Below are 23967 nucleotides of genomic sequence, written 5' to 3' on the forward strand. Positions count from 1 at the left end.
CTTCCTAGAACTCGAGTCCGGCTTCGCGGGCGGCGTCGGCAAGCGCGGCGATACGCCCCGCGTACTTGTTGCCACCGCGGTCGAAGACGACCTTGGACACGCCCGCGGCCTTGGCCCGCTCGGCGAGGAGAGCGCCGACCTTGCCGGCCAGAGCGCTCTTGTCACCCTCGGTACCCCGCAGGGAGGCGTCGAGCGTGGAGGCGGAGACGAGCGTGTGGCCCTTGAGGTCGTCCACGATCTGCGCGGTGATGTGCCGCGTGGAACGGGTGACGACCAGGCGCGGACGCTCGGCGGTGCCGCGGACGTTCTTGCGGACCCGGAAGTGCCGACGCGCCTTCCCGACGGCGCGCTTGGCGGCGACACCGCCGCCATTGCGGCGCTTGAGCAGCGTGGCGGTCACTTCTTACCTGCCTTTCCAGCCTTGCGGCGGATGACCTCGCCCTGGTACTTGACGCCCTTGCCCTTGTAGGGCTCCGGCGGGCGGATCTTCCGGATGTTCGCGGCGACCTCGCCGACGAGCTGCTTGTCGATACCGGCGACGGTGAACTGCGTCGGCTTCTCCACCGAGAAGGTGATGCCGGCCGGCGCGGGCACGTTGACCGGGTGCGAGAAGCCCAGGGCGAACTCGAGGTCCTTGCCCTTGGCGGTCACGCGGTAACCGGTGCCGTTGATCTCCAGGGTCTTCTTGTAGCCCTCGGTGACGCCGACGATCATGTTGGCGACCAGGGTACGCGAGAGGCCGTGCAGCTCCTTGGCCTTGCGGTCGTCGTTGGGGCGGTTGACCGACAGCTCGCCGTTCTCCGCCTTCTCGACCGTGATCGGCTCGGCGACGGTGTGGCTGAGCTCGCCCTTGGGGCCCTTGACCTTGACGGTCTGGCCCGTGATGGTGACGTCGACGCCGGCCGGGACCGGGATCGACTTACGTCCGATTCGCGACATGTCTAAGTCTCCGTTACCAGACGAAGGCGAGGACTTCCCCGCCAACGCTCCGCTTGCGGGCCTGCCGGTCGGTCAGGAGGCCCTGGGACGTCGAGATGATCGCGACGCCCAGGCCGCCGAGCACACGCGGGAGCTCGTCGGACTTGGCGTACACCCGCAGACCGGGCTTGGACACGCGCTTGATGCCGGCGAGGCTGCGCTCGCGGTTCTGGCCGTACTTGAGCTCAACGACCAGACGCCTGCCGACAGCGCCTTCCTCGGGCTCCTCGGCCGACCAGGAGGCGATGTAGCCCTCCGCCTTGAGGACCTCGGCGATGTTCGCCTTGATCTTCGAGAAGGGCATGGTCACCTTGTCGTGGTACGCCTGGTTGGCGTTACGCAGACGCGTGAGCATGTCTGCGATCGGGTCCGTCATCGTCATGGGTATTCGTCAACCTTTCTCGCCGGGGTTCCCCGTTGGGGCCTACGGCGAAGCGGTGCTACTAAGTCGGGGTTACCAGGAGGCCTTGGACACACCGGGGAGCTCGCCGCGGTGGGCCATCTCCCGGATGCAGACCCGGCAGAGGCCGAACTTGCGGTAGACCGAGTGCGGCCGGCCACAACGCTGGCAACGGGTGTACGCCCGGACAGCGAACTTCGGCTTCGCGGCAGCCTTCAGGATCAGGGCCTTCTTCGCCATGCTCAGTTCTCCTTGAACGGGAAGCCCAGGAGCTTGAGCAGCTGCCGGCCCTCCTCGTCGGTCTTGGCGGTGGTCACCACCGTGATGTCCATGCCCCGCGTGCGATCGATCCGGTCCTGGTCGATCTCGTGGAACACCGACTGCTCGGTCAGACCGAACGTGTAGTTGCCGTGCCCGTCGAGCTTGCGCCCGTCGAGGCCGCGGAAGTCACGGATACGGGGCAGCGCGATCGACAGCAGCCGGTCCACGAACTCCCACATCCGGTCGTTGCGCAGGGTCACCTTCGCGCCGATCGGCATGCCCTCACGCAGCTTGAACTGCGCGATGGACTTGGTCGCCCGCCGCACCAGCGGCTTCTGACCGGTGATGGTGGTCAGGTCCCGCACGGCGCCGTCGATCAGCTTGGCGTCCCGGGCGGCCTCGCCGACACCCATGTTCACGACGACCTTGACCAGGCCGGGAACCTGCATCGGGTTGCCGTACTTGAACTGCTCCTGAAGCGCGGCGATAACCTCGCTGCGGTACTTCTGCTTCAGCCGGGGCAGGGTCTTGGGCTCAGTAGCGGCAGTCATCACAGGTCCTTACCGGTGCTACGCGCGATACGGACCTTCTGGCCGTTGTCGTCGACGCGGTAACCGACGCGGGTCGGCTTGCCCTGGTCGTCCACGATCTGCACGTTCGAGATGTGGATCGGGGCTTCCTGCGTGACGATGCCGCCGGTCTTCGAACCGCGCTGCGTCGTACGGATGCGCTCGTGCTTCTTGATGCGGTTGACGCCCTCGACGAGGACCTTGTCCTGCCGCGGGAAGGCCGCAATGACCTTGCCCTTGGCACCCTTGTCCTTACCGGCGATGACGACGACCGTGTCGCCCTTCTTGATCTTCACGGTCAGAGCACCTCCGGCGCCAAGCTGATGATCTTCATGAACCGCTTGTCGCGCAGCTCGCGGCCGACCGGGCCGAAGATACGCGTACCGCGGGGGTCTCCGCCGTCCTTGATGATGACGGCGGCGTTCTCGTCGAAGCGGATGTACGAGCCGTCGGGACGGCGCTTCTCCTTGGCGGTGCGGACGATGACCGCCTTGACGACGTCGCCCTTCTTCACACCGGCACCCGGGATGGCGTCCTTGACCGTGGCCACGATGACGTCGCCGATGCTCGCGTAGCGGCGACCGGAGCCGCCCAGTACGCGGATGCACAGAATCTCCCGGGCACCCGTGTTGTCGGCGACGCGCAGTCGCGACTCCTGCTGGATCACGTCTGTCTCCTATGTCTGCCAGTTCTCCGAGAGAGGCTCCCGAAGCTTGGCGGAACGAATGGGCGGCTGGGCCGGCTCCTGCCGGCCCAGCGCACTCACTTGGCCTTTTCGAGGATCTCCACGACGCGCCACCGCTTGGTGGCGGACAGCGGACGGGTCTCCATCATCAGGACCCGGTCGCCGATGCCGCACGCGTTCTGCTCGTCGTGCACCTTGAGCTTGCGGGTACGACGGAGAACCTTGCCGTAGAGGGCGTGCTTGACGCGGTCCTCAACCTCGACGACGACGGTCTTGTCCATCTTGTCGCTGACCACCAGGCCCTCGCGCACCTTGCGCTGAGCCCGGGGGGCAGCAGCAGCGTTCTCACTCATGCTGTCACCTCACTCGGCGCGGCCGAGAGCCCCAGCTCACGTTCACGCATGATCGTGTAGATCCTCGCGATGTCCTTGCGGACCACCTGCAGTCGACGGTGATTGTCGAGCTGCCCGGTCGCGCCCTGCACGCGAAGGTTGAACAGCTCCGCCTTCGCCTCCCGCAGCCGCGAGACCAGCTCCTCTTCGGAGAGCTCGCGCAGCTCGGCCGGCTTAACGCCCGCTGCCATCAGCTTTCACCCACTTCGCGCGTCACGATGCGGCACTTCATCGGGAGCTTGTGGATCGCGCGTCGCATCGCTTCGCGCGCGATCGTCTCGTTCGGGAACGACATCTCGAAGAGAATGCGTCCCGGCTTGACGTTCGCCACCCACCACTCCGGGGAGCCCTTGCCGGAACCCATGCGGGTCTCAGCGGGCTTCTTGGTCAGCGCCTGGTCCGGGAAGATCGAGATCCAGACCTTACCGCCACGCTTGATGTGACGGGTCATGGCGATACGGGCCGACTCGATCTGCCGGTTGGTCACGTACGCCGGCTCCAGGGCCTGGATACCGAACTCACCGAAGACCACGCGGTTGCCGCCCTTGGACGCGCCGTGGCGGTCCGGGTGGTGCGGCTTGCGGAAGCCCTTCGGGGGCTTACGCGGCATCAGCATGTGTCAGCCCTCCTGCTGCGTTTCGGCCGCAGCCGGAGCAGCGGCGGTGTCGGTCGGCTCGGCCGGCGCGGAAGCGGCCTGGGCCTGCGCGGCCCGGCCCGCCTCGGTGCCACCCGCGGTCGTCCCGGACGAACCGGAACGGCCCCGGCGCGGACGCTCGGGACGGTCGCCACGGTCACGGCGCGGACGCGCGGGCGCCTCGGGGGCAACCTCGCGACCCGGCACGGCGTCGCCCTTGTAGATCCAGACCTTCACGCCGATGCGGCCGAACGTCGTACGGGCCTCGAAGAAGCCGTACTCGATGTTGGCGCGCAGCGTGTGCAGCGGAACGCGACCCTCGCGGTAGAACTCCGTACGGCTCATCTCCGCGCCACCGAGGCGGCCGGAGACCTGCACGCGGATGCCCTTGCAGACCGGGTTCTTCATGGCCGACTGCATCGCCTTGCGCATGGCACGGCGGAAGCTGACGCGGCTGGACAGCTGCTCGGCGACGCCCTGCGCGACGAGCTGCGCGTCCGACTCGGGGCTCTTCACCTCGAGGATGTTCAGCTGGACCTGCTTGCCGGTGAGCTTCTCGAGCTCGCCGCGGATCCGGTCGGCCTCCGCGCCCTTACGGCCGATGACGATGCCCGGCCGGGCGGTGTGGATGTCGACGCGGACCCGGTCACGGGTGCGCTCGATGTCCACCTTGGAGATGCCGGCGCGCTCCAGGCCCTTGGACATCATGCGGCGGATCTTGACGTCCTCGCCGATGTAGTCCTTGTAGAGCTTGTCCGCGAACCAGCGGCTCTTCCAGTCGGTGGAGATGCCGAGCCGGAACCCGGTGGGGTGAACTTTCTGACCCATTACTCGGCACCTTCCGTGCTCTGGGACTCGGCCGGCTTGGCCTCGGCGGCCGGAGCCGCCTTCTTGGCCGGCGCGGCCTTCTTCGCGGCGGCCTTGCGGGCCGGCGTGGCGACCTGAACGGCCTCCACCGCGACGGTGATGTGACAGGTGCGCTTGCGGATCCGGTACGCCCGGCCCTGCGCCCGCGGCCGGAACCGCTTCAGCGTCGGACCCTCGTCGACGAACGCCTCGCTGACCAGGAGCGCGTCCGGGTCGAGCCGCTCGTTGTTCTCGGCGTTCGCGATCGCGCTGGCGAGCACCTTGTAGACCTGCTCACTCGCAGCCTGCGGCGCGAACTGCAGGACCGTGAGAGCCTCCTTCGCGGGCAGACCGCGGACGAGGTTGATCACACGGCGCGCCTTGTTCGGCGAGATGCGCACGTGGCGCGCAACCGCCCGCGCGCCCGGAAGCGCCGGAGCGTCGCCCTTGACTGGCATCGCTGTAACCCCTTGTTCTTATCCGTGGACTGCTTAGCGACGACGGCTCTTGCGGTCGTCCTTCTCGTGACCCTTGAACGTACGGGTCAGAGCGAACTCGCCGAGCTTGTGCCCGACCATGGCCTCGGTGATGAACACCGGGACGTGCTTGCGCCCGTCGTGCACGGCGATCGTGTGCCCGAGCATGTCGGGAATGATCGTCGAGCGCCGAGACCAGGTCTTGATGACGTTCTTCGAGTTCTTCTCGTTCTGGACTTCCACCTTCTTGATCAGGTGGTCGTCGACGAACGGGCCCTTCTTCAGGCTGCGAGGCATCTTTTAACTCCCGTTACCCGCGCTTGCGGGTGGCGTAGCGGCGGCGAACGATCAGCTTGTCGCTCTCCTGGCCCTTGCGGCGGGTACGGCCCTCGGGCTTACCAGCCGGGTTGACCGGGTGGCGACCACCGGAGGTCTTACCCTCACCACCACCGTGCGGGTGGTCGATCGGGTTCATGGCGACACCACGGACGGTCGGGCGCTTGCCCTTCCACCGCATGCGGCCGGCCTTGCCCCAGTTGATGTTCGACTGCTCGGCGTTGCCGATCTCGCCGACGGTCGCGCGGCACCGGATGTCGACGCGACGGATCTCACCGGAGGGCATACGCAGCGTGGCGTACGCGCCCTCACGGCCCAGGAGCTGGATGCCGACGCCGGCCGAACGAGCCAGCTTGGCGCCACCGCCGGGACGAAGCTCCACACCGTGGACCGTCGTACCGACCGGGATGTTGCGCAGGGGCAGGTTGTTGCCCGGCTTGATGTCCGCGCCCACGCCCGACTCGACGCGGTCACCCTGCTTGAGGTCCTTCGGCGCGAGGATGTAGCGCTTCTCGCCGTCGGCGTAGTGCAGGAGTGCGATACGCGAAGTGCGGTTGGGGTCGTACTCGATGTGAGCGACCTTGGCCGGCACGCCGTCCTTGTCGTTGCGCCGGAAGTCGATCAGCCGGTACTGCCGCTTGTGACCGCCGCCCTGGTGCCGCGTGGTGATGCGACCGTGGACGTTGCGGCCACCCTTCTTGGGCAGCGGAACCAGCAGAGACTTCTCCGGCGTCGACCGGGTGATCTCAGCGAAGTCGGCGACGCTGGAGCCGCGACGGCCCGGCGTGGTCGGCTTGTACTTACGGATAGCCATGATTCACAAACCCCTTAGCTGACCGGGCCGCCGAAGGCCTCGATACGGTCACCGTCAGCCAGCTTCACCATGGCGCGCTTGGTCGCCTTGCGCTGCCCGAAGCCGGTGCGGGTGCGCTTGCGCTTGCCCTCGCGGTTCGCGGTGTTCACCGTCAGCACGCGGACGTCGAAGATCTGCTGGATCGCGATCTTGATCTGGGTCTTGTTCGCGTCCGGGTGGACGAGGAACGTGTACCAGTTCTGGTCGAGAACGCTGTAGCTCTTCTCGGAGACCACGGGCGCGACGATGATGTCGCGCGGGTCGGCGATCGTGCTCACTTGTTCCCCTCCTCGGAGGTCTCAGCCGGAACGCCGAGGAACTCCTCGAGCGCTTCCTTGGTGAAGACGACCTCGTCCGCGACAAGCACGTCGTACGTGTTGAGCTGACCGGCCTCGATGAGGTGCACGGTCGCCTCGTTACGCAGCGACAGCCAGTTCTTCTCGTCGTAGCTGCCCAGGACAACCAGGACCTTGGTCGACTCGGTCGCCTTGCGCAGCGTGGCGATGGCGGCCTTCGTGGACGGCTTCTCGCCGGCGACGAACGCCTCCACCACGTGCACGCGGCCTTCGCGGGCCCGGTCGGAGAGGGCGCCACGCAGAGCGGCAGCCTTCATCTTCTTCGGGGTCCGCTGGCTGTAGTCGCGCGGCACGGGACCGTGCACGACGCCACCACCGGTGAACTGCGGGGCGCGGATCGAGCCCTGACGGGCGCGGCCGGTGCCCTTCTGCTTGTACGGCTTCTTGCCGCCGCCGGCGACCTCACCGCGGGTCTTCGCCTTGTGCGTACCCTGCCGCGCGGCCGCGAGCTGGGCGACGACGACCTGGTGCATCAGCGGGATGTTCGCCTGCACGTCGAAGATGTCGTCGGGCAGCTCGACGGAGCCGGCCTTCGTGCCCTCGGCGTTGATCACGTCAACCGAGCTCACTTGGCACCACCCTTCTTCTTCGCCGCCGTACGGACCAGGATCAGCGCGCCCTTGGGGCCGGGAACGGCACCCTTGATCAGCAGCAGGTTGTTGTCGGTGTCGACGGCCTGCACCGTGAGGTTCTGCACGGTGAAGCGCTTGCTACCCATGCGGCCGGCCATCCGGGTGCCCTTGAAGACACGCGCGGGGGTCGCGCAGGCGCCGATCGAGCCCGGCGAGCGGTGCTTGCGCTCGACACCGTGGCTCGACTTGAGGCCGTGGAAGCCGTGCCGCTTCATGACGCCGGCGTAGCCCTTGCCCTTGGTCTTACCGGTGACGTCGATCGGCGTACCGACCGCGAACGCCTCGACGGTGACCTCCTGGCCGAGCTCGTACTCACCGGCGTCGGTGGTCCGCAGCTCGACGATGTGGCGGCGCGGCGACACGCTGGCCTTGGCGAAGTGGCCGCTCTCCGGCTTGTTCACCTTGCGCGGGTCGATCTGGCCGTACGCCAGCTGCACGGCGGCGTAGCCGTCCGTCTCGGCGCTGCGGACCTGGGTCACGACGCACGGGCCGGCCTGCACCACGGTTACCGGGACGACCTTGTTGTTGTCCCAGACCTGGGTCATGCCGAGCTTGGCGCCCAGGATGCCCTTCACTTGCCTGTCCATTGTCCGGATCCCTACAGCTTGATCTCGATGTCGACGCCAGCCGGCAGGTCGAGGCGCATGAGCGAGTCGACCGTCTTCGGAGTCGGGTCGATGATGTCGATCAGACGCTTGTGCGTGCGCATCTCGAAGTGCTCGCGCGAGTCCTTGTACTTGTGCGGCGAACGGATCACGCAGAAACGGTTGATCTCCGTGGGCAGCGGCACCGGGCCAGCAACCTGCGCCCCGGTCCGCGTCACCGTCTCGACGATCTTCCGCGCCGAGGAGTCGACGACCTCGTGGTCATAGGCCTTGAGCCGGATGCGGATCTTCTGTCCCGCCATGGTGGCTTCTGTTTCCTTCTCTCGATGCCGCTACGTGCGAAGGCGGTGGCCCTCGCATGCCCGCAGGACCGTTGATCCTGCGTTGTCCGACCCCCGCGGTCGGGCGTGTCGCGCTCTGGAACCAGGCTCCGCCCCAAGGATCTGGAGCGATCATGCCCGTGGAGCAGCTCCCGGAGGACTACCCCATCCGTCGGGATCGGGGCGGCCGGCGGCTCTAACACACGCCGGACACCGGGCGAGGGTGGTTGGCTGCCAGAACAGCAAAGGCAGCCAACCACCCTGCGCGGACGCAACCTGACTAGTATGCCGCATCGAAAGCGGCAACGCTAATCGGGGTCACCATTGAGGGGTTGTTCACCGTGGTGAACGTCCTCGGTCAGACGTTGATCTTCGTGACCGTTCCGGCGCCGACGGTGCGGCCACCCTCGCGGATCGCGAACTTCAGGCCCTGCTCCATGGCGATCGGCTGGATCAGCTTGACCGACATGGTGGTGGAGTCGCCCGGCATGACCATCTCGGTGCCCTCGGGCAGCGTGACGACGCCGGTGACGTCCGTGGTGCGGAAGTAGAACTGCGGGCGGTAGTTCTGGAAGAACGGCGTGTGACGGCCGCCCTCCTCCTTCGAGAGGATGTAGACCTGGCCCTCGAACTCCGTGTGCGGAGTGCTGGTGCCGGGCTTCACGACGACCATGCCGCGCTCGACGTCCTCGCGCTTGATACCACGCAGCAGGAGGCCGACGTTCTCGCCCGCGCGGGCCTCGTCGAGCAGCTTGCGGAACATCTCGATGCCGGTGCAGACGGTCTTCGTCGACTTCTCGCGGATGCCGACGATCTCGACCTCCTCGTTCGGCTTGAGGATGCCACGCTCGGCGCGACCGGTGACGACCGTGCCACGACCGGTGATCGTGAAGACGTCCTCGATCGGCATGAGGAACGGCTTGTCGGTCTCACGCTCGGGCTGCGGGATCGCGGTGTCGACCGCGTTCATCAGCTCCATGAGCTTGCCGGTCCACTCCGCGTCGCCCTCGAGCGCCTTGAGCGCCGAGACGCGCACGACGGGAACGTCGTCGCCCGGGAACTCGTAGGTGCTCAGCAGCTCGCGGACCTCGAGCTCGACGAGCTCCAGGAGCTCCTCGTCCTCGACCATGTCGCTCTTGTTCAGCGCGACGACGATGTACGGAACGCCGACCTGGCGGGCCAGGAGCACGTGCTCCTTGGTCTGCGGCATCGGGCCGTCGGTCGCCGCCACCACCAGGATCGCGCCGTCCATCTGCGCGGCACCGGTGATCATGTTCTTGATGTAGTCGGCGTGGCCGGGGCAGTCCACGTGCGCGTAGTGCCGCGCCGCGGTCTGGTACTCGACGTGCGCGATCGAGATCGTGATGCCGCGGGCCTTCTCCTCCGGCGCCTTGTCGATCTCGTCGAACGGGGTGTACGGGTTCAGGTCCGGGTATTCGTCGTGCAGGACCTTCGTGATGGCCGCAGTCAGCGTCGTCTTACCGTGGTCGATGTGACCAATGGTGCCGATGTTGACGTGCGGCTTAGTCCGCTCGAACTTCGCCTTCGCCACTGGTGTCCTCCTGTGGACTGTGGTTTCTTTTCTCGCCCGGCACGCCGATAAGGCGATTAGGACTCTGTCGACTGCTTGTGCGCGTGCGGTCCTCGACGGACCGCACGCGCCTCAACGCATCAGGCGCCGGTGGCCTTAGCGATGATCTCCTTCGCCACGCCCTGCGGCACCTCGGCGTAGGAGTCGAACTGCATGCTGTAGCTCGCCCGGCCGGCAGTCTTCGACCGCAGGTCGCCGACGTAGCCGAACATCTCCGACAGCGGCACCAGCGCCTTGACGACTCGGGCGCCGGAGCGCTCCTCCATCGACTGGATGATGCCACGGCGGGAGTTGAGGTCGCCGATGACGTCGCCCATGTTGTCCTCGGGCGTGGTCACCTCGACGGACATCATCGGCTCGAGCAGCGCGGGGTCAGCCTTGCGGGCCGCTTCCTTCATCGCCATGGAGCCGGCGATCTTGAACGCCATCTCGGACGAGTCGACCTCGTGGTACTGACCGTCGACCAGCGTGAACTTGACGCCGACCAGCGGGTACCCGGCGAGGACGCCGTACTGGAGGGAGTCCTGCGCGCCCGCGTCCACCGAGGGGATGAACTCCTTGGGGATACGACCGCCGGTCACCGCGTTGACGAACTCGTATGTGGGACCGTCCGCTCCGAGCGACAGCGGCTCGACGGTGACGACGACCTTCGCGTACTGGCCCGAACCACCGGTCTGCTTCTTGTGGACGAACGTGAGCTTCTCCACGGTGCCGCGGATCGTCTCACGGTAGGCCACCTGCGGCTTACCGATGTTGGCCTCGACGTTGAACTCGCGGCGCATGCGGTCCACCAGGATGTCCAGGTGGAGCTCGCCCATGCCGGCGATGATCGTCTGGCCGGTCTCCTCGTCGTTGAAGACGCGGAAGGTCGGGTCCTCCTCGGCCAGGCGCTGGATCGCGGTGCCCAGCTTCTCCTGGTCCGACTTGGTCTTCGGCTCGATGGCGACCTGGATGACCGGCTCCGGGAAGGTCATCGACTCCAGGATGACCGGGTTGGCCGGGTCGCTGAGCGTGTCACCGGTGGTGGTCTGCTTCAGACCCTGGACGGCGATGATGTCGCCGGCCTGCGCGGTGGCGCGCTCCTCACGCTTGTTCGCGTGCATCTGGTAGATCTTGCCGATCCGCTCCTTGCGGTCCTTGGTGGAGTTGACCACCTGGGAACCGGACTCGAGCGTGCCGGAGTAGACCCGCACGTACGTGAGCTTGCCGAGGTGCTTGTCGGTCTGGATCTTGAAGGCCAGGGCCGAGAAGGGCTCGTCGTTGGAGGGCTTGCGCTGCAGCGGCGTCTCGCCGTCCGTCGCGGTGCCCTCGATGGCCGGGATGTCCAGCGGCGACGGCAGGAAGTCGACCACGGCGTCGAGCATGGGCTGCACGCCCTTGTTCTTGAACGCCGAGCCGCACAGCACCGGGTTGGCCTTGCTGGCGATCGTGGCGCGCCGGATGGCGGCCTTGATCTCGTCCTGCGACAGCTCCTCGCCCTCGAGGTACTTCTCCATGACCGCGTCGTCGACGTCGGCCAGGGTCTCGATGAGCTTCTCGCGCCACTCGGTCGCGGAGTCGAGCAGGTCGGCCGGGATCTCCTCGACCGCGTAGTCCTCGCCCTTGGCGGTCTCGCCGCGCCAGGTGAGCGCGCGCATGCCGATCAGGTCGACGACGCCGATGTGGTCTCCTTCGAGACCGATCGGGATCTGCAGGACGAGCGGCGTGGCGTTCAGCCGGTCGATCATCATCTGCACGCAGCGGAAGAAGTCCGCGCCGGTCCGGTCGAGCTTGTTGACGAAGCACATCCGGGGGACGTGGTACTTGTCCGCCTGACGCCAGACGTTCTCGGTCTGCGGCTCCACGCCGGCGACACCGTCGTAGACGGCGACCGCACCGTCGAGCACGCGCAGCGACCGCTCGACCTCGACCGTGAAGTCGACGTGGCCGGGCGTGTCGATGATCTGGATCGTGTAGCCCTTCCACTCGCACTTCGTGGCGGCGGAGGTGATGGTGATGCCGCGTTCCTGTTCCTGCTCCATCCAGTCCATGACGGCCGCGCCCTCGTGGACTTCACCGATCTTGTACGTGATGCCGGTGTAGAACAGGATGCGCTCGGTCGTCGTGGTCTTACCAGCGTCGATGTGCGCCATGATGCCGATGTTGCGTACCTTGGCGAGCGCGTCTGCGGCAGCCACTGCAATCCCTACTCTTCGTCGTCGTATCGACTGTGTTCCGCGGGATGTCGCGGAGAACCGGAGCGACCGGCGTCCCGGCCCGGTGGGTACCGGGCCGGCAACGGGGGTCTTACCAGCGGTAGTGCGCGAAGGCCTTGTTGGACTCCGCCATCTTGTGGGTGTCCTCACGCCGCTTGACGGCGGCGCCGAGGCCGTTGCTGGCGTCGAGCAGCTCGTTCTGCAGCCGCTCGATCATGGTCTTCTCGCGGCGGGCCTTGGAGTACTGGACCAGCCAGCGCAGACCGAGGGTGGTCTGACGCGGCGTACGGACCTCGACCGGAACCTGGTAGGTCGCGCCACCGACACGGCGGCTGCGGACCTCGAGGGTCGGCTTGACGTTGTCCATCGCTCGCTTGAGGGTCACCACGGGGTCGGTGCCGCTCTTCTCACGGCAGCCCTCGAGGGCGCCGTAGACGATCCGCTCGGCGAGCTGACGCTTGCCGCCGATCAGGATCTTGTTCACCAGCTGGGTGACCAGCGGGGAGTTGTATACCGGGTCCGGAACCACCGGGTGGCGCGGAGCGGGGCCCTTACGCGGCATGTCAGCTCTTCTCCTTCTTCGCGCCGTAACGGCTGCGGGCCTGCTTGCGGTTGCGGACACCCTGGGTGTCCAGCGAACCGCGGACGATCTTGTAGCGGACGCCCGGGAGGTCCTTCACACGGCCGCCGCGCACGAGCACGATCGAGTGCTCCTGCAGGTTGTGGCCGACGCCCGGGATGTACGCCGTCACCTCGATCTGGCTGCTCAGCTTCACACGAGCGACCTTGCGCAGCGCAGAGTTGGGCTTCTTGGGGGTGGTGGTGTACACGCGCGTGCACACGCCGCGCCGCTGAGGACTTCCCTTCAGCGCCGGCGTCTTGGTCTTACTCGTCTTCGCCTGGCGGCCCTTTCGGACCAGCTGCTGGATCGTGGGCACCGGGTTTCTCCGCTCCCTTCGGCCGCCCTTCAGCGGCCGCACCGTCTTCGTTTCTGCCTTATGTGCAAGCCATCCGGAGGGTTGGCCCGCACCCGCGGTCGGGCGTGTCGTCCGGCTCACGGTCCCGCCGCACGCTCTCGCGTGCAACGAGTCTTGTCTTTGTCGGGCTTCAGCCCGTCGTGCTCGCCCCGTCATCACTTACAGACTCGGGCGCACGCACGAGTTGCCCGGGCTAGCCCGGGCACGAGGGGAAAGAGTACCCACCACAGGCACGCAGGTCAAAACGAACGCCGTTTGACCAGCCAGCCTGACGATGGACATCTCCGCATACCAAGTGTACCGGGTGCTCCGGCGCGACAAAGCCGAGGTGCCCGTTTCCCGCACCACACGGCATCACGACGACTGCAACACCCATACCAACAGCAGCGTGAGCGCCGCGATTCCCACGCCGGCACCACCGCACGAGATACCCGCGATGGCCACGCCGCGGCCGGTGAAACGTACGCGGCCCGCCTGGCCGGAGCGCTTGATCTGGCGTTGGGCGATCAGCCCGACCGCGATCGCGCCACCGCCCGCCAGCCCGCCCAGGAGCGCGAAGGCTCCCGCCACGATGCCTCCCCAGCCCTGGGCCGAGCCGGCGACGCCGAAGCACAGCACGAGGGTGGCGACCAGGATGGAGGCGATGCCGGCGATGAGCGAGCCGATGGCCTGCCCGGACGTGATCGGCGCAACACGCAGCTGGACCAGGCCGAACTGCGTGCCCGGGACCGGCTCGACCCGCTCCGGGGTCCACGCCTCCCCCGGCCTGGGGAGCATCACGGCCGGCGGCTGCGGCTGTCCCGGCCACGAACCTGGCTGCTGTGTCACGGACCGTCCCTCTCGCCGCGTACGCCTGAACGTCGAGCATGTCACCCGATGGAGGTCCGCCGCAGCCCGAGGGCCCCGCGCCGGGGATCAGTCGGTCGAGGAGTCGAAGTCCTGGCCGCCCGGGGCGGCTGCCAGGTGCAGCAGGCCGGCGATGGTGGCGACGACCAGGGCGGTCAGCGCGAGGACGATGCCCGCCCAGGCCAGCCACCGGCCGCGGCGCACCCACTTGCCGCCGGTCAGGTAGCCGGCTGCGGCGTACTGCTCGCGGCTCACCTGACGGGCGAGCAGCAACGCGACCGTGGCGGGAATCACGCCTCCCACGAACGCACCGGTCAGGAACGCCACCAGCCCGAGCGCGAAGACGGCGCGGGCCTTGGTGGACGGCGCCGGCTCCGGATCCATCGGATGGCGGGTGGGCGCGCTGCTGGCGGCGGGGAGCGTCACGACTCCATTCTAGAAACGGCGCAGGGCGCCCGCGCGATGCGCGAGCGCCCTGGCGATGAAGCAGACCGTCAGCGGTACGACCCGAAGTCGAAGTCGTCCAGCGGTACGGCCTGGCCGCTGGCCGGCCCGAAGCCGTAGTCGGTCTCGGGGTACCCGGTCATCGAGTACACCTTGGCCTTGGCCTCCTCGGTCGGCTCGACCCGGATGTTGCGGTACTTGCTGATGCCCGTACCGGCCGGGATGAGCTTACCGATGATGACGTTCTCCTTGAGGCCGACGAGCGAGTCGCTGCGCGAGTTGATCGCCGCGTCGGTGAGCACCCGGGTGGTCTCCTGGAAGGAGGCCGCCGAGAGCCAGGAGTCGGTCGCCAGCGAGGCCTTGGTGATACCCATGAGCACCGGACGACCGGCGGCGGGCTCGCCACCCTCGCTGACGAGCCGGCGGTTCTCCGACTCGAACAGCGCACGGTCGACCAGCACACCCGGGAGGAACTCCGAGGCGCCGCTGTCGATGACCGTCACCCGCTTGAGCATCTGGCGGATGATGATCTCGATGTGCTTGTCGTGGATGAGCACACCCTGCGAGCGGTAGACCTCCTGGACCTCCTGGGTCAGGTGGACCTGCACCGCCCGCGGACCCATGATGCGCAGCAGCTCGTGCGGATCGATGGTGCCCTCGGTGAGCTTCTCGCCGACGCCGACGTGGTCGCCGTCGTGGAACCGCAGCTTGACGCGCTTCGAGATCTTGTCGTACACGATCTCGTCGCTGCCGTCGTCCGGCACCACGATGATCTTCCGCGAGCGCTCGCCGTCCTCGATCCGCACGCGGCCCGGGGTGTCGGCGATGGGCGCCTTGCCCTTGGGTACGCGGGCCTCGAAGATCTCCTGCACACGCGGCAGACCCTGGGTGATGTCCTCACCCGCGACACCACCGGTGTGGAAGGTACGCATCGTCAGCTGCGTACCCGGCTCACCGATGGACTGGGCGGCGATGATGCCGACCGCCTCGCCGATGTCGACCGACTTGCCGGTCGGCAGCGACCGGCCGTAGCAGGCCGCGCAGACGCCCAGCTTCGACTCGCACGTCAGGACGCTGCGCACCCGGACGTTCTCCACCCCGGCGGCGACGAGCTTGTCCACCAGGATCGAGTTGAGGTCGTCGCCACGGGAGACGACGAGGCTGCCGTCCGGGCCCGTGATGTCGTCCGCCAGCGTGCGGGCGTGCACGCCGGTCTCCGCGTGCGTGTGCACGACCAGGGTGCCGTCCGGCTCCCGCTCGCCCACCTGCATCGGGATCGCGCGGTCGGTGCCGCAGTCCTCCTCGCGGATGATGACGTCCTGCGAGACGTCCACCAGGCGCCGGGTCAGGTAACCCGAGTCGGCGGTACGCAGCGCGGTGTCGGCCAGACCCTTACGGGCACCGTGCGTGGAGATGAAGTACTCCAGCACGGTCAGACCCTCGCGGTACGACGACGTGATCGGCCGCGGGATGATCTCGCCCTTGGGGTTGGCCACCAGACCACGGATCGCGGCGATCTGCCGGAGCTGGAGGAGGTTACCGCGGGCGCCGGAGTTGATCATGACCCAGAGCGGGTTCTCCTGCGGCAGCGCCGTCTCCATCTCCTTCGAGATGTCCTTGGTCGCGTTGGTCCAGATGTCGATGAGCTCGCCGCGACGTTCCTCGGCGGTCATCAGACCCCGCTGGTACTGCTTGTCGATGCGGTCCGCCTCGCCCTGGTAGCGGGCGATGATCTCCGGCTTGCGCGGGGGACCGATGACGTCGCCCATGCCGATCGTCACACCGGACCAGGTGGCCCAGTGGAAGCCGGCCTCCTTGAGCGCGTCCAGGGTCGCGGCCAGGGCGACCTTGGGGAAGCGCTCGGCGAGGTCGTTGACGATCGCGGAGAGCTGACCCTTGCGGATCTCGTAGTTGACGTAGCGGTAGCCCGGCGGCAGCGTCTCGTTGAAGAGCACCCGTCCCAGGGTGGTCTCCACGACCAGCTTGTCGCCCGACTCCCAGCCTTCCGGCCGCTCCCACGCGGCCTGGCCGGCGCCGTTGTCGACCTCGAGCACCTCGGGCAGGCGGATCTTCACGAGCGCCTGCAGGTGCAGCTCGCCGTTGTCGAACGCCATCCGGGCCTCGGCGTCCGAGCTGAACGTCCGGCCCTCACCCTTCGCACCCTTGGTGTAGTGCGTCAGGTAGTAGAGCCCGATGACCATGTCCTGGGTAGGCATGGTGACCGGCTTGCCGTCGGCGGGCTTGAGGATGTTGTTCGACGAGAGCATCAGGATCCGGGCCTCGGCCTGGGCCTCGGCCGACAGCGGCACGTGCACCGCCATCTGGTCACCGTCGAAGTCGGCGTTGAACGCCGTACAGACGAGCGGGTGGATCTGGATCGCCTTGCCCTCGACCAGCTGCGGCTCGAAGGCCTGGATGCCCAGGCGGTGCAGCGTCGGCGCGCGGTTCAGCAGCACCGGGTGCTCGCTGATGACCTCTTCGAGGACGTCCCACACGACCGGGCGCTGCCGCTCGACCATGCGCTTGGCCGACTTGATGTTCTGCGCGTGGTTCAGGTCCACCAGGCGCTTCATCACGAACGGCTTGAACAGCTCCAGCGCCATCTGCTTCGGCAGGCCGCACTGGTGCAGCTTCAGCCGAGGGCCGACGACGATGACGGAACGACCGGAGTAGTCGACGCGCTTGCCCAGCAGGTTCTGCCGGAACCGGCCCTGCTTGCCCTTGAGCATGTCGGACAGCGACTTCAGCGGGCGGTTACCCGGGCCGGTGACCGGCCGGCCGCGGCGGCCGTTGTCGAACAGCGCGTCGACGGCCTCCTGCAGCATCCGCTTCTCGTTGTTGACGATGATCTCGGGCGCGCCCAGGTCGATCAGGCGCTTGAGCCGATTGTTGCGGTTGATGACCCGGCGGTACAGGTCGTTCAGGTCGCTGGTGGCGAAGCGGCCACCGTCGAGCTGCACCATCGGGCGCAGGTCCGGCGGGATGACCGGTACGCAGTCCAGCACCATGCCCAGCGGCGAGTTGCGGGTGTTCAGGAACGCGGCGACGACCTTGAGCCGCTTGAGCGCCCGGATCTTCCGCTGGCCCTTGCCCGTACGGATGATCTCCCGCAGGTTCTCGGCCTCGGCGTCCAGGTCCATGTTCTCGAGCAGCGCCTTGATGGCCTCGGCACCCATGCCACCGGTGAAGTACTCACCGAAGCGGTCCCGCAGCTCGCGGTAGAGCAGCTCGTCGGTGACCAGCTGCTTGGAGTCGAGCTTGCGGAAGGTGTCGAGCACCTCGTCGAGCCGGTCGATCTCGCGCTGCGCCTTGTCACGGATCTGGCGCATCTCGCGCTCGCCGGCCTCCTTGACCTTGCGGCGCACGTCGGCCTTGGCACCCTCGGCCTCGAGCTCGGCGAGGTCCTGCTCCAGCTTGGCGGCCCGCTTCTCGATCTCCGAGTCGCGGCCGTTCTCCGACTGACGCTTCTCGGCGAAGATCTCGTTCTCGATGGTGGACATGTCGCGGTGACGCGCCTCGGCGTCCACGCTCGTGATCACGTACGAGGCGAAGTAGATGATCTTCTCGAGGTCCTTGGGCGCCAGGTCGAGCAGGTAGCCCAGCCGGCTCGGCACACCCTTGAAGTACCAGATGTGCGTGACCGACGCGGCCAGCTCGATGTGACCCATGCGCTCACGGCGGACCTTGGACCGGGTCACCTCGACGCCGCAGCGCTCACAGATGATGCCCTTGAACCGGACCCGCTTGTACTTGCCGCAGTAGCACTCCCAGTCCCGCTGAGGACCGAAGATCTTCTCGCAGAAGAGTCCGTCCTTCTCGGGCTTGAGCGTGCGGTAGTTGATCGTCTCGGGCTTCTTGACCTCGCCGTGCGACCACTGACGGATGTCGTCCGCGGTCGCCAGGCCGATGCGCAACTCGTCGAAGAAGTTGACGTCGAGCACTTGGACTATCCCTCGTGTTTCGTTGCTCGGATAAATTCCAGGCCGGCGGGGGTGTCCCCGGTGGTTTCAGACCGCCGGGGACACCCTCCGTCAGATCTCTTCGACGCTGCTGACGCCCTCGTTCGGGCGGCGGGACAGGTCGATGCCGAGTTCTTCCGCGGCCCGGAAGACCTCGTCGTCGGTCTCGCGCATCTCCAGGGCCACGCCGTCGCTGGAGAGCACCTCGACGTTGAGGCACAGCGACTGCAGCTCCTTGAGCAGCACCTTGAACGACTCCGGGATTCCCGGCTCCGGGATGTTCTCGCCCTTGACGATGGCCTCGTAGACCTTCACGCGGCCAAGGACGTCGTCGGACTTGATGGTGAGCAGCTCCTGCAGCGCGTACGCCGCGCCGTAGGCCTGCATCGCCCAGCACTCCATCTCGCCGAACCGCTGGCCACCGAACTGCGCCTTACCACCCAGCGGCTGCTGCGTGATCATCGAGTACGGGCCGGTCGACCGAGCGTGGATCTTGTCGTCGACCAGGTGGTTCAGCTTCAGGATGTACACGTACCCGACGGAGATCGGGTCCGGCAGCGGCTCGCCGGAGCGGCCGTCGAACAGCTGCGCCTTGCCGTCGCCGTTGACCAGCCGGTTGCCGTCGCGGTTGACGAGCGTCGACTCGAGGAGGCCCTTGATCTCCTCCTCCTGGGCGCCGTCGAAGACCGGGGTCGCGACGTTCGAGTCCGCGGGGGACTCGTGCGCCTCGATGGCCCGCAGCTGACGCTTCCAGTCGGCGTCGTCGCCCTCGACCTCCCAGCCCGTCTTGGCGATCCACCCGAGGTGGGTCTCCAGGACCTGGCCGATGTTCATACGCGAGGGCACACCGAGCGGGTTCAGCACGATGTCGACCGGGGTGCCGTCCTCCAGGAACGGCATGTCCTCGATCGGCAGGATCTTCGAGATGACGCCCTTGTTGCCGTGCCGGCCGGCGAGCTTGTCACCGTCCTGGATCTTGCGCTTCTGGGCGACGTACACGCGGACCAGCTCGTTCACGCCCGGGGGCAGCTCGTCGCCGTCCTCGCGCGAGAAGGTGCGTACGCCGATGACCGTGCCGGTCTCGCCGTGCGGAACCTTCAGCGAGGTGTCGCGCACCTCGCGCGCCTTCTCACCGAAGATCGCGCGGAGCAGCCGCTCCTCGGGGGTCAGCTCGGTCTCGCCCTTGGGCGTGACCTTGCCGACCAGGATGTCGCCGGGCACGACCTCGGCACCGATCCGGATGATGCCGCGCTCGTCCAGGTCGGCGAGCATTTCCTCGCTGACGTTGGGGATGTCGCGGGTGATCTCTTCCGGGCCGAGCTTGGTGTCGCGGGCGTCGACCTCGTGCTCCTCGATGTGGATCGAGGTGAGGACGTCCTGCTGCACGAGGCGCTGCGACAGGATGATCGCGTCCTCGTAGTTGTGGCCCTCCCAGCACATGAACGCGACGAGCAGGTTGCGGCCGAGGGCCATCTCCCCCTCGTCGGTGCACGGACCGTCGGCGATGACCTGGCCGGCCTCGACCCGGTCGCCCTCGAAGACGACGGGCTTCTGGTTGACGCAGGAGCCGGCGTTGCTGCGACGGAACTTGTGCAGCAGGTACGTGCGGCGGTGGCCGTCGTCCTGGTGAACCGTCACGTAGTCGGCGCACAGGTCCTCGACCACACCGCCGACCTCGGCCACGACCACGTCGCCGGCGTCGACGGCGGCACGGTACTCCATGCCGGTGCCGACCAGCGGCGCCTCCGCCTTGACCAGCGGTACGGCCTGACGCTGCATGTTCGCGCCCATGAGCGCGCGGTTGGCGTCGTCGTGCTCGAGGAACGGGATCATCGCGGTGGCGACCGAGGTCATCTGCCGCGGCGAGACGTCCATGTAGTCGACGTCGGTGCCGGGCACGTAGTCGACCTCACCGCCCTTCCGGCGGACCAGGACGCGATCCTCGGCGAAGGTGTTGTCGCTCGAGAGCGCGGCGTTCGCCTGCGCCTTGATGAACCGGTCTTCCTCGTCCGCGGTGAGGTAGTGGACCTCGTCGGTGACGCGGCCGTTCTCCACCTTGCGGTACGGGGTCTCCACGAAACCGAACGGGTTCACCCGCGCGAACGTCGAGAGGGCACCGATCAGGCCGATGTTCGGGCCTTCCGGGGTCTCGATCGGGCACATCCGGCCATAGTGGGACGGGTGCACGTCACGGACCTCGAAGCCCGCCCGCTCGCGGGACAGACCACCCGGGCCGAGCGCGCTCAGCCGGCGCCGGTGGGTCAGACCCGCCAGCGGGTTGGTCTGGTCCATGAACTGCGACAGCTGCGAGGTGCCGAAGAACTCCTTGATCGCCGCCACCACCGGGCGGATGTTGATCAGGGTCTGCGGCGTGATGGCCTCGACGTCCTGCGTGGTCATGCGCTCGCGGACGACGCGCTCCATGCGGGACAGGCCGACGCGGACCTGGTTCTGGATCAGCTCGCCCACCGTACGCAGGCGCCGGTTGCCGAAGTGGTCGATGTCGTCGGCCTCGTAGCCCTCCTCACCGGCGTGCAGCCGGCAGAGGTACTCCACGGTGCGGACGACGTCTTCCTCGGTGAGGGTGCCGCGGTCGATCGGTACGTCGATCTCGAGCTTCTTGTTGAACTTGTAACGGCCGACCTTGGCGACGTCGTACCTCTTCGGGTTGAAGAAGAGGTTGTCGAGCAGGGTCTGCGCGTTCTCCCGCGTCGGGGGCTCGCCAGGGCGGAGCTTGCGGTAGATGTCGAGCAGGGCCTCGTCCTGCCCGGCGATGTGGTCCTTCTCGAGCGTCGTCATGAGCAGCTCGGACCAGCCGAACCGCTCCCGGATCTGGTCCGCCGACCAACCGATCGCCTTGAGCAGGACGGTGACGGCCTGCCGGCGCTTACGGTCGATGCGGACACCGACGGTGTCGCGCTTGTCGATGTCGAACTCGAGCCAGGCGCCCCGGCTCGGGATGACCTTGACACTGGAGAGGTCACGGTCGGAGGTCTTGTCCGGCTCCTTCGTGAAGTACACGCCCGGCGAGCGGACGAGCTGACTCACCACGACGCGCTCGGTGCCGTTGATGACGAACGTCCCCTTGGGGGTCATCATCGGGAAGTCACCCATGAACACGGTCTGGCTCTTGATCTCGCCAGTCGTGTTGTTGGTGAACTCCGCGGTCACGAACAGCGGTGCGCAGTAGGTCAGGTCCTTCTCCTTGCACTCCTCGATCGAGGCCTTGACCTCGTCGAAGCGCGGGGAGGAGAAGGACAGCGACATTGTGCCGGAGAAGTCCTCAATGGGACTGATCTCTTCGAGGATCTCTGCGAGGCCCGACTGGGCATGCGGATCGTCCGTCGAACGGGCCTGCCACGCCTCATTGCCTACCAGCCAGTCGAAGGACTCCGTCTGGAGGGCGAGGAGGTTGGGGACCTCAAGTTGCTCGGTGATCCTGCCGAACGAGATACGGCGGGGAGCGTAAGCGCTCGACGTACGGCTGGTCTTCGCAGGGCGGGAAGCTGCCAAGATGCGTCCTTCCGAGGACCGGTGCTGCTGATGCGGCTGTCTGCGCTACGGACTGCCGGGCACTCCAATGAACCCCCAGGAAATCATCCGGATGGATGTTCCTGCAGGGCTCAAGGCAGAAGGCAGCGCAAACTAGCAGTGTAGCCGCTCGGCTAACCGCTGTCCAGCCCACACCGGAGGGGGCCTGCGGAACGTGTCCCCGCGGCCCCTGACCTGCGCTTTCTCGGTCAGTGCCTCGTGCGGGGCCGCTCGGAACGCGGCGAAACTCCCTCGGGTGCCGGTCTGCGGGGAACCTGGCAGAAGCAGGTATACCCACAGGGCGGCTGTCGCAAGCGCGGAAACTTGCTGATGTCAGCGTGCCTGTCAGCGGACACACAGTCAAGGGTTGCGCCGCGGGTCGGTCCTGTGCCGTCGGCCGCCGGACGCGGCATAGAGACCTTAACGCAGGAAAAGAAGCGGTTAGCGGCTTTCGTCCGTCAACCTTCCGACCTCTCGCCGCCACCTTGCTGACCTGGGCTTTTAGGGCTCGGTCGGCCGCCTGCCCGCCGATCCGGGCCGGAAAAGCCGCGCAGGCGGGGGCTCCGGAGAGCCCCCGCCTGCGGCGAGGAAAAGCGATGAAGCGTCAGGTCACTTGAGGGTGACCTTGGCGCCCTCACCCTCGAGCTTGGCCTTGGCCTCCTCGGCCTTCTCCTTGTTGACGCCCTCGAGGATCGCCTTCGGGGCGCTCTCGACGGTGTCCTTGGCCTCCTTGAGGCCCAGGCCGGTCAGCTCACGCACGACCTTGATGACCTGGATCTTCTTGCCACCGTCCGACTCGAGGACGACGTCGAAGGAGTCCTTCTCGGCCTCGGCCGGGGCAGCGTCGCCGCCACCCGGGACGGCAGCCGCAACGGCGACCGGCGCCGCGGCGGTGACCTCGAAGACCTCTTCGAACTGCTTCACGAACTCGGACAGCTCGATCAGCGTCATCTCCTTGAACGCGTCGAGCAGCTCGTCGGTGCTGAGCTTCGCCATGTCTGGCAACCTTTCGTTGTAACTGAAGATGTAAGTCGAACTCCGCGCGGGCCTGTGTCAGGCCGCGGCGGAACCGTCCTGCGCGCGCTTGTCCTGCAGAGCAGCCGCCAGACGTGCGACCTGGGCGAGCGGGGCCTGGAACGTGCCCGCGGCCTTGGTCAGGTTGCCCTTCATGGCGCCGGCCAGCTTGGCCAGCAGCACCTCGCGAGGCTCGAGGTCGGCGATCTTGCCAACCTCCTCGGCCGAGATGGCCTTGCCCTCGAAGACGCCGCCCTTGATCACCAGGGCCGGGTTGGTGCGGGCGAAGGCCCGAAGGCCCTTGGCCGCCTCGACCGGGTCACCGGTGACGAAGGCGAGCGCGGTAGGACCGGCGAAGAGCGCGTCGAGACCCTCGATGCCCGCGTCGCTGGCCGCCCGCTTCGCGAGCGTGTTCTTCGACACGGAGTACTTCGTGTCTGCACCGAGCGAGCGCCGCAGCGCGGTGAGCTCAGCGACCGTCAGGCCGCGGTACTCGGTCAACACGGTGGCCGCCGAGTTACGGAAATGCTCCGTGAGCTCGGCGACGGCAGTGGCCTTGTCGGCCCGGACCGGCTTGTCCGCCATGTCCCTCCTCTCGTTGCTCAAGAGCCGCTGGGTGATGCTTGCGGGACCCGAACACGAGAAACGCCCCGGCGCAGGGCGCACGGGGCGGGACATGGGCGCACGCGGGCGCCGGCATGATCACGAACCGTTCTCCCCTGCGCGGGCCGCCCGCTTGTTGCGGGACCTTCGGCCGCGGCCTCGAGCTCCGACGAAGTGTCGGGCTGTGGGGCTGCGGTAACCAGCGGTCTGTGGGTGGAACTTCGAGAAGAAAGACTACGCGGCCGAGCGCGCCAGACCAAATCGACCTTGCCCGCCACCTGCCGGCGGTTCCGCCCGGCACCGCTCTGACGGCGGAACGGACGCCTCGCGCTGCAGGCCGACGGCCCCTCGCCCTGCCACGGCCCTTGCACCCCGGCCGGGGGCGGGCCGCTTCGCCAACCTGACCCGCCCCCTCCCGGGCGCCGCGCATGCGCTGCCGCCTCGACCGGCGGCTCACCGCGCCA

Annotated in this window: 28 protein-coding genes; all 28 read right to left on the reverse strand. The window is 67.5% G+C overall.

Going from position 1 to position 23967, the window contains the following annotated elements:
- Positions 1–4 precede the first annotated feature (4 nt).
- The 28 genes from rplR to rplJ all read right to left on the reverse strand — a co-directional run bounded on the left by rplR (position 5) and on the right by rplJ (position 23485).
- On the reverse strand, positions 5–400 hold the full coding sequence (rplR, locus tag IT780_RS33435; RefSeq protein ID WP_443678594.1) for a 50S ribosomal protein L18: 396 nt from the start codon (positions 398–400) through the stop codon (positions 5–7).
- Positions 397–939, reverse strand: coding sequence for a 50S ribosomal protein L6 (gene rplF / locus IT780_RS33440; protein WP_199515832.1), 543 nt, complete (start codon positions 937–939; stop codon positions 397–399). Before rplF ends, rplR begins: the two co-directional genes overlap by 4 nt.
- A 13-nt stretch (positions 940–952) precedes the next feature.
- Positions 953–1360, reverse strand: coding sequence for a 30S ribosomal protein S8 (rpsH, locus tag IT780_RS33445; RefSeq protein WP_071803329.1), 408 nt, complete (start codon positions 1358–1360; stop codon positions 953–955).
- A 72-nt stretch (positions 1361–1432) separates the two neighbouring features.
- Positions 1433–1618 (reverse strand): type Z 30S ribosomal protein S14, encoded by a 186-nt coding sequence (locus tag IT780_RS33450; protein WP_106130632.1) that lies wholly within the window; start codon positions 1616–1618, stop codon positions 1433–1435.
- A gap of 2 nt (positions 1619–1620) precedes the next feature.
- Complete coding sequence (gene rplE / locus IT780_RS33455; RefSeq protein WP_199515833.1) at positions 1621–2190, reverse strand: 50S ribosomal protein L5; 570 nt, start codon at positions 2188–2190, stop codon at positions 1621–1623.
- Complete coding sequence (gene rplX / locus IT780_RS33460) at positions 2190–2510, reverse strand: 50S ribosomal protein L24 (protein ID WP_199515897.1); 321 nt, start codon at positions 2508–2510, stop codon at positions 2190–2192. Before rplX ends, rplE begins: the two co-directional genes overlap by 1 nt.
- Positions 2507–2875, reverse strand: coding sequence for a 50S ribosomal protein L14 (rplN, locus tag IT780_RS33465; protein WP_015619002.1), 369 nt, complete (start codon positions 2873–2875; stop codon positions 2507–2509). The genes rplX and rplN overlap by 4 nt, the downstream gene beginning before the upstream one ends.
- Before the next feature lie 95 nt (positions 2876–2970).
- Complete coding sequence (rpsQ, locus tag IT780_RS33470) at positions 2971–3246, reverse strand: 30S ribosomal protein S17 (RefSeq protein ID WP_071803326.1); 276 nt, start codon at positions 3244–3246, stop codon at positions 2971–2973.
- A complete protein-coding gene (rpmC, locus tag IT780_RS33475) occupies positions 3243–3476 on the reverse strand; it encodes a 50S ribosomal protein L29 (RefSeq protein ID WP_015619000.1) in 234 nt (77 codons plus the stop codon). Before rpmC ends, rpsQ begins: the two co-directional genes overlap by 4 nt.
- Complete coding sequence (gene rplP, locus IT780_RS33480; protein ID WP_015618999.1) at positions 3476–3901, reverse strand: 50S ribosomal protein L16; 426 nt, start codon at positions 3899–3901, stop codon at positions 3476–3478. The genes rpmC and rplP overlap by 1 nt, the downstream gene beginning before the upstream one ends.
- Positions 3902–3904: 3 nt before the next feature.
- Positions 3905–4747: a 30S ribosomal protein S3 gene (rpsC, locus tag IT780_RS33485; protein WP_199515834.1), complete on the reverse strand. Its 843-nt coding sequence runs from the start codon at positions 4745–4747 to the stop codon at positions 3905–3907.
- Positions 4747–5223, reverse strand: coding sequence for a 50S ribosomal protein L22 (rplV, locus tag IT780_RS33490; protein WP_199515835.1), 477 nt, complete (start codon positions 5221–5223; stop codon positions 4747–4749). The genes rpsC and rplV overlap by 1 nt, the downstream gene beginning before the upstream one ends.
- Positions 5224–5256: 33 nt before the next feature.
- Entirely contained in the window at positions 5257–5538 is a 282-nt protein-coding gene (rpsS, locus tag IT780_RS33495) for a 30S ribosomal protein S19 (RefSeq protein ID WP_014440726.1), read from the reverse strand.
- Between the two features lie 13 nt (positions 5539–5551).
- A complete protein-coding gene (gene rplB, locus IT780_RS33500; RefSeq protein ID WP_067495870.1) occupies positions 5552–6391 on the reverse strand; it encodes a 50S ribosomal protein L2 in 840 nt (279 codons plus the stop codon).
- A 14-nt stretch (positions 6392–6405) separates the two neighbouring features.
- The gene (gene rplW, locus IT780_RS33505) at positions 6406–6708 is read right to left on the reverse strand and encodes a 50S ribosomal protein L23 (RefSeq protein ID WP_199515836.1); all 303 of its coding nucleotides are present in this window, start codon (positions 6706–6708) and stop codon (positions 6406–6408) included.
- Positions 6705–7355, reverse strand: coding sequence for a 50S ribosomal protein L4 (gene rplD, locus IT780_RS33510; protein ID WP_199515837.1), 651 nt, complete (start codon positions 7353–7355; stop codon positions 6705–6707). The genes rplW and rplD overlap by 4 nt, the downstream gene beginning before the upstream one ends.
- A complete protein-coding gene (gene rplC / locus IT780_RS33515) occupies positions 7352–8005 on the reverse strand; it encodes a 50S ribosomal protein L3 (protein WP_199515838.1) in 654 nt (217 codons plus the stop codon). The genes rplD and rplC overlap by 4 nt, the downstream gene beginning before the upstream one ends.
- A gap of 11 nt (positions 8006–8016) precedes the next feature.
- Positions 8017–8325 (reverse strand): 30S ribosomal protein S10, encoded by a 309-nt coding sequence (gene rpsJ / locus IT780_RS33520; protein ID WP_007073037.1) that lies wholly within the window; start codon positions 8323–8325, stop codon positions 8017–8019.
- Between the two features lie 376 nt (positions 8326–8701).
- On the reverse strand, positions 8702–9895 hold the full coding sequence (gene tuf / locus IT780_RS33525; protein ID WP_199515839.1) for an elongation factor Tu: 1194 nt from the start codon (positions 9893–9895) through the stop codon (positions 8702–8704).
- Positions 9896–10014: 119 nt separating this feature from the next.
- On the reverse strand, positions 10015–12111 hold the full coding sequence (fusA, locus tag IT780_RS33530) for an elongation factor G (protein ID WP_307831510.1): 2097 nt from the start codon (positions 12109–12111) through the stop codon (positions 10015–10017).
- A 109-nt stretch (positions 12112–12220) separates the two neighbouring features.
- On the reverse strand, positions 12221–12691 hold the full coding sequence (gene rpsG / locus IT780_RS33535) for a 30S ribosomal protein S7 (RefSeq protein ID WP_199515840.1): 471 nt from the start codon (positions 12689–12691) through the stop codon (positions 12221–12223).
- A 1-nt stretch (position 12692) separates the two neighbouring features.
- Positions 12693–13067, reverse strand: coding sequence for a 30S ribosomal protein S12 (gene rpsL / locus IT780_RS33540; protein WP_014440718.1), 375 nt, complete (start codon positions 13065–13067; stop codon positions 12693–12695).
- Positions 13068–13460: 393 nt separating this feature from the next.
- Complete coding sequence (locus tag IT780_RS33545) at positions 13461–13934, reverse strand: hypothetical protein (RefSeq protein ID WP_307831511.1); 474 nt, start codon at positions 13932–13934, stop codon at positions 13461–13463.
- Positions 13935–14021: 87 nt separating this feature from the next.
- On the reverse strand, positions 14022–14336 hold the full coding sequence (locus IT780_RS33550; RefSeq protein WP_199515900.1) for a hypothetical protein: 315 nt from the start codon (positions 14334–14336) through the stop codon (positions 14022–14024).
- A gap of 110 nt (positions 14337–14446) precedes the next feature.
- Positions 14447–18337 carry a DNA-directed RNA polymerase subunit beta' gene (locus IT780_RS33555; protein ID WP_199515841.1) on the reverse strand — a complete coding sequence of 1297 codons (3891 nt, stop codon included), beginning with the start codon at positions 18335–18337 and terminating at the stop codon, positions 14447–14449.
- 90 nt (positions 18338–18427) lie between these two features.
- Complete coding sequence (gene rpoB / locus IT780_RS33560) at positions 18428–21868, reverse strand: DNA-directed RNA polymerase subunit beta (RefSeq protein ID WP_199515842.1); 3441 nt, start codon at positions 21866–21868, stop codon at positions 18428–18430.
- A gap of 627 nt (positions 21869–22495) precedes the next feature.
- Positions 22496–22882 (reverse strand): 50S ribosomal protein L7/L12, encoded by a 387-nt coding sequence (gene rplL / locus IT780_RS33565; protein WP_199515843.1) that lies wholly within the window; start codon positions 22880–22882, stop codon positions 22496–22498.
- A gap of 57 nt (positions 22883–22939) precedes the next feature.
- Positions 22940–23485: a 50S ribosomal protein L10 gene (gene rplJ, locus IT780_RS33570; RefSeq protein ID WP_199515844.1), complete on the reverse strand. Its 546-nt coding sequence runs from the start codon at positions 23483–23485 to the stop codon at positions 22940–22942.
- Between the last annotated feature and the right edge of the window lie 482 nt (positions 23486–23967).

Source organism: Nucisporomicrobium flavum (genome assembly GCF_016464385.1).
GTDB lineage: Bacteria > Actinomycetota > Actinomycetes > Mycobacteriales > Micromonosporaceae > Actinoplanes > Actinoplanes flavus_A.